The sequence below is a fragment of the Komagataeibacter sp. SM21 genome, from assembly GCF_041402665.1.
In the GTDB taxonomy this organism is placed as follows: domain Bacteria; phylum Pseudomonadota; class Alphaproteobacteria; order Acetobacterales; family Acetobacteraceae; genus Komagataeibacter; species Komagataeibacter saccharivorans.
This window is the reverse complement of sequence record NZ_JBGLOV010000042.1, coordinates 1-8282: the sequence shown is the minus strand read 5'-3', so window position 1 is coordinate 8282 and position 8282 is coordinate 1. Positions and strand designations below refer to the sequence as shown.

General features: G+C 58.9%; 5 protein-coding genes and 2 pseudogenes. 5 read left to right on the top strand and 2 right to left on the bottom strand.

Annotation, left to right across the window (positions count from 1 at the left end):
* Positions 1–100: 100 nt before the first annotated feature.
* Positions 101–613, bottom strand: a pseudogene (locus tag ACBR42_RS16555) (IS5 family transposase); the annotation flags it as partial.
* A gap of 326 nt (positions 614–939) precedes the next feature.
* On the opposite strand from ACBR42_RS16555, the gene aspT reads away from it, so the two are divergent.
* The 5 genes from aspT (at position 940) to ACBR42_RS16530 (ending at position 7827) form a co-directional block, all read left to right on the top strand.
* The gene (aspT, locus tag ACBR42_RS16550; protein ID WP_371208761.1) at positions 940–2631 is read left to right on the top strand and encodes an aspartate-alanine antiporter; all 1692 of its coding nucleotides are present in this window, start codon (positions 940–942) and stop codon (positions 2629–2631) included.
* Between the two features lie 30 nt (positions 2632–2661).
* Positions 2662–4251, top strand: a complete 1590-nt coding sequence (locus tag ACBR42_RS16545; protein ID WP_371208760.1) for a bifunctional aspartate transaminase/aspartate 4-decarboxylase — start codon at positions 2662–2664, stop codon at positions 4249–4251.
* A gap of 124 nt (positions 4252–4375) precedes the next feature.
* Positions 4376–5485: an asparaginase gene (locus tag ACBR42_RS16540; RefSeq protein ID WP_371208759.1), complete on the top strand. Its 1110-nt coding sequence runs from the start codon at positions 4376–4378 to the stop codon at positions 5483–5485.
* A 77-nt stretch (positions 5486–5562) separates the two neighbouring features.
* Entirely contained in the window at positions 5563–6501 is a 939-nt protein-coding gene (locus tag ACBR42_RS16535) for a hypothetical protein (RefSeq protein WP_371208762.1), read from the top strand.
* A 360-nt stretch (positions 6502–6861) separates the two neighbouring features.
* Positions 6862–7827, top strand: a complete 966-nt coding sequence (locus tag ACBR42_RS16530; protein WP_371208758.1) for a hypothetical protein — start codon at positions 6862–6864, stop codon at positions 7825–7827.
* A 202-nt stretch (positions 7828–8029) separates the two neighbouring features.
* On the opposite strand, the pseudogene ACBR42_RS16525 reads toward ACBR42_RS16530, so the two are convergent.
* Positions 8030–8282 (bottom strand): annotated as a pseudogene (locus tag ACBR42_RS16525) (hypothetical protein); the annotation flags it as partial.

Below are 8282 nucleotides of genomic sequence, written 5' to 3'. Positions count from 1 at the left end.
GCACGGATCAATGACATCCCCAATCCACGCCTCCATGAACTCCTGCCCTGGCACTGGAAAGCCCACCAGCAGGTCCACAATACCATCGCCGCCTGAATACGCCCGCGTCTCCCGCCGGATGCTTACCCTCTATCAGCAGCGCACCATCACGATCCTGAACGTCGGCAGGATGTACGACAGCCGCCACGACATGACCCGGCGTGTCGGTTGCGATATGCCGCCTGCGGTCCCTGATCTTCTTGCCCGCGTCATAACCGCGTGGGCCGCCATTTTCCCGACTGGCTGTCGATAATGCCCACTGAAGGCGTGGCGTCCCGCCCGCCTTGGTCACGCGACAGGATCACGAGAATATGGTTGAACGCTTCCCAGCGGCCCTCGCGGATCCATTGATAGAATATAGGCCTTCACGGTCGTGAACGCCGGGAACTGCCGCCACTGGCAGTCCGTCGTGACGATATAAAGGATCGCCTCCGTGACGCGGCGCAGGTCAATCCGCCGCGGTCTCCCAGATCACTTTCTTCCGGGCATCTGCGGAGCAATCAGCGCCCATTTCGCATCGGGCAGGTCACTTTGCATACTCAAGGTCGTCCCGGCGATACTGCGTGGGGGTGATTTCAGTTTAAGCCATCTCGATCTCATCAAGTTCTCGCAAACCTATGAATCATAACCTGCTGTAATCAATCAATTAACTTTCGGTCGGGCTCTTGGTATTGCTGTGCTCTGAGCCGTAGATACAGCATACATGATAAGCTGGCTGGTCGTTATTTTCATGAATAATACCAGCATATATGACGGAATAATTATCAATACATAACATTACGATATAAATACTATTATTTTTGTAGACTTTTATTTCTTTTTAATGAATAGGGCGATGACGGGAAAGTGAGGAATCGCGATTTTTCCTTGTAAAAACAATCACGAGCAGGGAAACATTTGATGCACGCATTTACCGACCTTCTCTCCAGCCTATTCAGTGCGTGTCCGGAAATGGCCCTTTTCCTTGCACTGGTCATCGGGTGCCGGATTGGTCAGTTTCGCTTCGGCTCGTTTCAGCTTGGTGGCGTGGCTGGTTCGCTGCTGGCGGCTGTACTGATCGCCCAGGTCGGGGTACATATCGATTCTGGCGTCAAGAACGTGCTCTTCGCGCTGTTCATCTATGCCGTGGGGTTCCAGAGCGGCCCGCAGTTCTTCCGCTCGCTCGGGCGGCAGTCATTGCGCGAGATCCTGATGGCCGTGGTGCTGGCCGTAACCGGGCTTGTTACAGTCGTGGCGGTGGCGCGACTGTTCCATCTGGACAAGGGGCTGGCTGCAGGTCTTGCCGCAGGTGGCCTGACCCAGTCGGCCATTATCGGTACTGCCGGGTCGTCGCTTGAAAAACTGGGGCTGCCGCTGGCGCAGGTGCAGCAGATGCAGGGCAATGTCGCAGTGGGATATGCCGTGACCTATATTTTCGGCTCCATCGGACCGATCCTGCTGTGCGTAAACATCCTGCCGTGGTTCATGGGCCGTGGCATCCGTGAAGATGCCGTGCGTGCCGAAGCGGCACAGGCTGGTGGTGTTTATGTCTGCGGAGAGGGCGAGGTCCCGGCGCTGCCCGATATCGTGGGCCGTACCTATCGTGTCACGCAGGCAGCCCTGAGTGTCGCCAGCATCGAAAGTGCGGCCCATGCCGTAACCGTCGAGCGGATCATGCGCGGTGGCCGTCCTGTGGGTGTGACTGTCGATGCGGTGCTGCAGGCAGGTGACCAGATCCTGCTGGTGGGGCAGCGGGCCGACATTATTGCCGCAGGACAGTGCGTGGGCACGGAAACTGGCGATGTGCCGGGCATGGACCTGTCCCTCGTTCGGCGTGACGTGGTGCTATCGCGCAGGGATTTTGCCGGGCGCACGGTTGCGCAGTGCGCGCAGTTGCTCTCGGCAGCAGTGAAGCATGGCGTCTATCTGGTCGGACTGTCACGCGCGGGCCAGCCGGTGGCGCTTGCACCCGATACTACGGTGCACGAAGGCGACGTAGCGACCCTGCTGGGCACGCCTGCTGATGTGCAGCGGGTCGCGGCGCAGGTTGGCACGATCCTTACGCCCGGCATCAAGACCGACCTGATTTTTCACAGCCTTGGCATTGCCCTTGGGCTGCTGATCGGCCTCGGCGTAGTGCGCCTTGGCGGTATTCCGCTGACATTGGGCAGCGGCGGGGGCGCGTTGCTGTCCGGACTGCTGTTCGGCTGGTTCCATGGCCGCCATCCGGCGCGCGGCAGCATGCCCGCGGCTGCGTCAACCCTGCTGGTTGACCTGGGGCTGGCGGGTTTCGTGGCCGTGACCGGACTGCAGACGGGCCAGCAGGCCATCGCCACGATCATGCAGCACGGCATGACGCTGTTTCTTCTGGGCGTGGTGGTCACCATGGTGCCGCTGGTCATCACCATGTTCTTTGGCCGCTACGTCCTGCGCTACGACAATACGGCCATCTTCGCGGGCGCGCTGGCGGGTTCGCGCAGCGCCAATCCCGCTTTTGGCGAGGTCCTGAACAAGGCGGGAAATGCGGTGCCGACAACACCGTTCGCCATCACCTATGCGGTGGCGAACGTGTTGCTGACCCTGCTTGGGCCGCTTGTGGTCGCATTTGCCTGAACAACAATATCAACAACAGGGAGCCGTACAATGGCTATCGACTATTCCAGTTACCGTGATCTCAGCCCGTTTGAACTCAAGGATGAACTGATCCGCCTTGCATCGTCCCGTGCTGACCGGACCATGCTGAATGCCGGGCGGGGCAACCCCAATTTTCTTGCCACCCTGCCGCGCGCGGCCTTTTTTCTGCTGGGTCAGTTCGCCCTGTCGGAATCCCGGCTGTCGATGTCCTACCTGTCGCAGGGACTGGGCGGTACGGTGCGGGTCGAAGGGATCGAGGGCCGGTTTGACCGCTTCGTCATGGATAACGCCAGCCATGAGGAAGCCACTCTGCTTGGTCGCGCCCTGAGTTACGTGCGTGACCAGATGGGCCTGCAGGCGGACCGTTTCCTGCTGGAAATGGTGGAGGGCATACTGGGCTGCTATTACCCCACGCCGCCGCGCATGCTGGAATTGAGCGAGAAGGTCGTAGGCCAGTACGTGCTGCGTGAAATGGTGGGTGGCAGCGTGGGGCTGGACACGACTGATTTCTTCGCGACTGAAGGCGGCACGGCGGCCATGGCCTATGTGTTCAATTCGCTCAGGCAGAACGATCTGATCCGCAAGGGGGATAAGGTCGCCATCGGCATGCCGATCTTCTCGCCCTATATCGAGATCCCGCAACTGGCCGAATACGGGCTGGAAGTCGTGGCGGTGCAGGCTGATCCGGCGCTGGACTGGCAGTATCCCGAAAGCGAGCTGGAAAAGCTGCGCGACCCGGCGGTGAAGATGTTCTTCTGCGTCAATCCCAGCAATCCACCATCAGTCAAGATGAACGATGCCTCGCTGGAGAAGATTGCCTCCATCGTGGCGGACCGCCCGGACCTCATGATCCTGACGGATGATGTGTATGGCACCTTTGCCGATGGGTTCCGCTCGCTTTATGCGACCTGTCCGCGCAATACGATCCTTGTCTATTCGTTCTCCAAGTATTTCGGTGCGACCGGCTGGCGTCTGGGCGTGATCGGCATGCACAGGGACAATGCGATCGACGCGCGTCTGGCCCGGCTTCCGGCTGATGCGAAGGCGGCGCTGGACAAACGCTATTCCAGCCTGACCACGGATGCCGCGACGCTGAAATTCATCGACCGTCTGGTGGCCGACAGTCGGGCTGTGGCCCTTAATCACACTGCGGGCCTGTCAACGCCGCAGCAGGTGCAGATGGTGCTGTTCTCGCTGTTTGCGCTGATGGATCATGAAGGGCATTACAAGGCGACGCTGAAAAGCGTCATCCACCGTCGTGAGGAAGCGTTGTACCGCGAACTGGGCGTCAGGCCGTCCGAGGATGCGAATGCGGTGGACTACTACACCCTCATCGACCTGCAGGACACATGTAGCGCGCTGTACGGTGAAGACTTCGCCAGATGGATGATCGAGCGCGCCAGCACGGGTGAGATCCTGTTCCGTATTGCCGATGAAACCGGCATCGTGCTGCTGCCCGGTGCGGGGTTTGGCGCAACGCGGCCTGCGGCGCGCGCGTCGCTTGCGAACCTGAACGAGTTCCAGTACGCCGCCATCGGTCGTGCCCTGCGGCATATGGTTGAAGAATACCACGCGCAGTTCACCGCGCAGCGGGGCTGAAGGTACTGGCCGGAAGCGTCATGGACGCTTCCGGCTGACCCGTTCTTCTGTTTTCTCGAACTTCCGGCCCCGATGCGAAACGGACAGCATTTTCGCGCCGGGAAACCGATGGGATATTCACGCCATGTCTACCGCGCGTTGCGTTTCACGTCTGCTACCGCTGGCCCTTATGGCTGCGGGCGTACTGCCTGTCATGTCTGTGCCTGCCTTTGCGGCCAACACCACCACATCTGCTGCCGTAGCGCCTGCGACATTGCCGCGCGTGCTGGTGCTAGCCACCGGTGGCACCATTTCAGGCCGGGCCAGCGCGCGTTCGGCTATTGGGTATGACGCGGGTGCCGTGACCGGCGCAGAACTGATTGCAGGCGTACCGGGCGTGGACAGGCTGGCGCGACTGCGGGTGGAGCAGATTGCCAATATCCCATCCCAGAACATGAACAACGCGGTGTGGTTCCGGCTGGCTGAACGCATCCGGCAGGCCTTTGCCCATAACGAAGCCGATGCCGTCGTCATTACTCATGGCACTGATACCATGGAGGAAACGGCCTTCTTCCTTGATACCGTTCTGGACACTCCGCATCCGGTGGTCCTGACCGGGGCCATGCGGCCGGGTACGGCCATCAGTGCCGATGGTCCGGCCAATATGTATGAAGCAGTCAAGGTCGCTACCGCCCCGCAGACTGCAGGACGGGGTGTGCTGGTCGTCATGGACGATGTGATTCATGCTGCCCGCTGGGTCAGCAAGACGCATACCACGGCGCTACAGACCTTCCTGTCCCGCAATGCCGGGCCGGTGGGCTTTGTCGATCCGGCATCGGTGCGTTTTGTCACCCCGGCACAGCAGTCCGGCCACCTTGGGCTGCCAGCCGATCACAAGCTGCCCCGTGTCGAGATCATATACGCCCATGCAGACATGGACGGACGACAGATTGACGATGCCATCAGGGCAGGGGCGCGTGGCCTTGTGGTGGCGGGCATGGGCGATGGCAACGTGTCCGACGATGCCCTGTCCGCGCTGGACCGGGCGGTGAGGGCGGGGATTGTGGTGGTGCGTTCCACCCGCGTGGGGGATGGCTTCGTCAACCGCGATGTGGAGGTGGATGACGACCAGCATGGCCTCGTGGCCTCGCTCGACCTGAACCCGGCCAAGGCGCGCATCCTGCTCCAGTTGCTGCTGGCCGATGGTACAACCGCAGCGGCTGACATACAGCGGACCTTCGCGGCCGGTCACTGAGGGACGGCATGCACGCCAGATCGTCCACGACCATGTGTGGACTCAGGGCGGCCACCAGCCAGCGGGCACATGTCTGGATGAGTGGCCGGGTGTTTGCCTGCCTTATGGCGGGTATGGGAACAGCCCATGCGCAGCAATGGTATACCGGATCGCTCGTCTCGCCCTCGGGGGTGATGAGTCGGCCGGGCGCGCTGAATGTCGAACCCTATTATTCCTACAGTCAGCCACTGGGCACGTTTGACACGCAGGGGGCGGCTGGACCGGCAAGGCATCCGATGCAGCGCATGTTCGCCAATTCCACCCTGTGGAAATATGGCATCACGAAGGATTTCAGCGTCCAGATGCACACCGTCATCGATTACGGGTGGAAGAACGGGACGGACCATTCGCATGGTCCCAAATTCGGTGATTTTCCGGTCGATCTGATCTACTGCTTCGTCCGGCCTGACCCTGCGCGCTACATTCCCGCTTTCAACCTGTTTGCGGGCATGATCTTTCCCACGGGGGATTACAGTCACCTTGGTCACGCGCAGGATGGCATTGGCACGGGGGCGTATGTGTTCCGGGTGGCGCTGACGGAACAGTCTACCTACACCCTGCCGGGCAATCATGCCCTGCGGCTGCGTATGTGGAACTGGTTCCGTCGCGCCGTCAGTTCGGCCGTACTGCATGATATGACCAGCTATGGCACCACGCAGGGCTTTCGTGGCCGGGGACGGCCGGGCATGAGTGGAGAGGCTGGTTTTTCGCTGGAATACGGCATTACCCGCAAATGGGTGCTGGCGACCGATGTGGCCTATGACTGGGCCAACGGGTCGTACATCCACGGGCGCAACGCAGGCGGGCAGGTGGTGAACAGGGTTGGATCAGCCTCGGGCGACTGGCAGGTCGCGCCGGCGGTTGAATATAACTGGAATGCGCGATGGGGCGTGATTGCCGGGTCATCCTTCTATTATGCCGGGCATAACAAAAGCATTCAGGTCTCGCCCCAGCTTGCCATCAATGCGATTTTCTGACCCCCATTGCCTGCATTGCTTCAGGGGGTGAAAACAGCGCCCACAGTGTCGCTTTCCTGACGGCCAGACTGTCTGGCGATGTGAGAAAGCATACGGATGGCAATGCTGCCGTCCCACCTGAAAAGCGGCATGGCGGTCCTCCCCGCGGGGGCGGCAATGTCATGATCGGATGTTTGCACGAAAAAACCGTGCAGGCAGTAAATACATACGTTCCACGCCCGCTACTGACCGGGTATTCATCACGCTCTTTTCCTCGTGATGAATAAACAACAGGAAATTAACGTTCTCCTTACCGTTTCAATGTTCTTTGTTTATTTTAGCAGGTCTGCCTTTCTGCCAGCGTGGAAACCAGAGTGAATTATGACAACCGTAACGACAACCAGTCTTTCATGGTCAGCTTTCTGGTTTCAGGGGGCAGTTCCATCTGATGCCGATGATGGTCAGGGTCTACTCCAGCATGGCAGCGCAGTTGTCAGCGACACATCCGAAAGTTCAGGTGCGGTCGATGGTTCGGACCCTGATCAGGTTTCCCTGTCCAGCGAGGCGGCAGATTATCTGAACACGCAAGGCACGCAGATAGGCGGCTCTGCCGGTACCGGTACGATACAGAAGATTTACGATACCCTTGCGCAGGTCATAACCAGTTCCTCGACATCCGATGCGCAGAAATGGGCCGCATACGTGACCAGCGACGAAATGCGCTTTGAAATCGACGCCCATGGTGGCTCCGCCGAAAACGGTATTGAAACGGCTTTTGATCAGGAAACCGCAAATACATCGTTCATGCAGACAATCAATGCCGGCCTGCAGGACATAAGCAAACGAAACCTGATATATGATGACCAGCAGCCGGTTTCGATCCCGCTGGAAAGATCCCTTCTTTACCTGCAGCAGCGGGAAGAACAGGCGAATGAGGAGGAAATGTGGGGATCGTCCTCCCTCTCCATCAACATACAGGAAAATACGGTCCAGACGGCTTCAGGAACACAGACCGGTTTCACGCTCTCATCCAGTTTCTCCGGTGAGGAAAATGTCCTGCCGAGCAGTTCACTGCCAACATTGAACACTTCCGTCCCGACAGTGGACCGTTCCCAGCCCTACAGCTTTACCCCGCAAGGGAACACGACGAGCATTGTCGGCCATTTTGACAACATGGATGGCATGAACGCGGAACTCGACAGGGAAATTGTTGATGAACTTTTTGCGTCGCCATCCAGTTCTGCATCATCTGCCAGCGGCACAAGCTCCATCGGTCAGGACAGCCTGAATACATCTGCTTCAGATAAGCAGGATACGGAAAACGGCAAAACGACACAGGTCACATAACACCCTGATGTGGATTGTCGCTGGGAACCGCCGATGTGGGGAGGGCGGAAGCTTCCATTGCGATCTGACCTATGTCTCCACATGTCCGAAGAAATCTCGTCATGATGCTGGCGAAAGAAATTTTCCTAAAGTGCATCAGAAGCACACAGGCAGCAGTCGCCCTTGTATCTCGACCAACCAACGTGCCCGTATAGTGTTATTGTCAGGCTTTGCTTTGCATCCTTGTGCAGATCAGAATGGATGGAAGCTTTCGAGATCCAGACGCATGACGCATCGGGTGCCTGCCGGAAAGCCATTTTCCATTTCCTCCCGTAACAGGAAGGCTAATCTGGAGGGATCGAAGAACCGTCAATTGATGTGCGTGGCCCGTGATTTCTGGCTTTTGGCGATTTGATTGACGGTTTTTGCGCTGGCATCCGGTCTGCGTTTTGAGCAGATTGGGCGCTGTTATCCGC